Raw genomic sequence first — 1,938 nt, forward strand, 5'->3', positions numbered from 1 at the left:
TAGTAGTACGCACCGGCCTTGCCGAAATTGGCCTGCATGAATTCGAGCGACTGACCCGATCACACCTTAGTCGCGGCTGTTACCGACGTTGCCTTCTTGCTGGATTTGTTCGGCACATGGCACGACGAGTGGGACGACAAGACGGCTGGTGGCTTTGTCGGCTTTACCACCATGACCGTGCGCGCGAATGGAAAGATAACGCGCTCGAGATATCCGTCGGTGTCGACCTTGTAGCCCTTGATGATGTCGTCGGAATCAACTTCTTCGCCGGTGTCGGCGTCGACCTTCAGATATTTGATCTGGTGGCCGGTCTTCTTGTTGATCTGGTTGAAGCTGATCTTGTCGGATTCAGAGGTCGCCGGGAACAGTGCAATGGGACACGTCACCAGCGATAACCGCAAAAAGCCCTTCCAATTGGCGCGCGGCGCCATGCTCAAACAAACTCCACTACACTGAATGGTATCAATATAGGACGCCGGTCAGCGAAGTGGAGTCTGCGCTAGCAGTCGGGGCAGGCATCTCCGATGCTGCGCAGGACCTCCTGACACTCTTCCGGCGTGGCGCCCGGGAAGGGCCGGTTCCACGCCGCCTCGCGAGCCCGGTTCCGCGCATCGGGGTCGGTGCGATCGAGGGCATGACCGTGGTGCTCGCACTCCCTGACGGCTGGTGCTCGATCAGCATGCCGAGCGCCCAGCCTTCGAGGCTCCGATAGGCTGGACGGGCGGCTTGCTGCGGCGGGCGATGTTGCGCATTGGGCTTCATGGTGTGGTCTCGAATCAACCGACACCGCCAGTTATAGCACCTGCGTCAACGGGCCCTTCCTCGTGCCAAAACTTATGCCCGCTATGTAGGTTAGGAACCGAAGTCATTGAGTCGTTGTTCCCGATCTGCCGCAACGAAACTGCGGCGCGATTGGGAGGCCTGAAATGGCAAAGAAAGCGAAGAAGCAGAGCGCGCGCGGTCGCAAGCAGGACCGTACGCGCGTCGCTGGCGGGCAGCAGTGCCCCGGCTCTTGCCCCCGAAGACCCGGGGCACACTCGCGATCAGCGCTCGGTTTGATCGGGTTCACGGCGTCGAGCCTTGGCATGAACGCAGCTCTCGCTGGGGCGCGCCGGCTAAACTCACACCGGCCGAATCCTCTGTTTTAGCTTTCGATTGATGAGCATCTCGGCACGTCGTCTTGCCAGCTCAGGCAGCCTGGTTCGAACGGTACTGCGTATTGTTTCTCCGTCCATCTCAATGGTGATTTCGAATTGATCATCGTATCGCCGTGTCACTTTGAACGTGACACCTCTATGAATGAAAGTGCTTGGCATGACCGCGATTTAGCAAGCTCGGTCCAGTGCCTGCACCGGGAAGCTACGGGAAATCGTCCCGCTGCAGGAATAGACCTATGCTAAAAAAGCGGAATTTTCTCCTGTCAGGATTCACACGCGTTATTTTCGGACCGGGCGTCGTTTGGGATGATCCGAACAACGGGCAGGTAATTTTCATTCCGTATTTTTTCGGCCCTAGTAACGACGATCGTTGCTACTCGGTGGACAGCGGTCGGCGATCCAGCTTGGCCCCAGCATGATCCGGATGCTGGGGCCACTTCTTTAAAGTGAAGTGAGGCGGCCTTAGTCGCCCCTCACAGTTGAAGTCGTCACCAGTCGGTTCTTAGTTGATATCGATGCTTCAATCTGAACGTCGTGGCTCGCTGTCGAGACGGCATAGGGCGTCGAGAATAGCCTCGAGCCTGACCGGTGATCGTAGATCCCGTGGCGCCCGTAAGCCTGGACGGCACGGAACCGCGGCAGCGTCAGACGCCCATGACGCCAAGAGAGCGCGTTTTTCTTCCGTGGTCAGGGACAGATCCGCCGTAAGCGTAGCTCTGCGGCCCTTTTGAATGGCGCTTGACGCCTATTTTGTTCGCGTGGCGCGTCGCCGCGATATCCA

1 pseudogene is annotated in these 1,938 nt (G+C 58.4%); it reads right to left on the reverse strand.

Going from position 1 to position 1,938, the window contains the following annotated elements:
* Positions 1-203 precede the first annotated feature (203 nt).
* A pseudogene (locus tag PMN64_RS42765) lies at positions 204-431 on the reverse strand (Ku protein); the annotation flags it as partial.
* Between the last annotated feature and the right edge of the window lie 1,507 nt (positions 432-1,938).

Source organism: Bradyrhizobium sp. UFLA01-814, assembly GCF_046718885.1.
GTDB classification, from domain to species: domain Bacteria; phylum Pseudomonadota; class Alphaproteobacteria; order Rhizobiales; family Xanthobacteraceae; genus Bradyrhizobium; species Bradyrhizobium elkanii.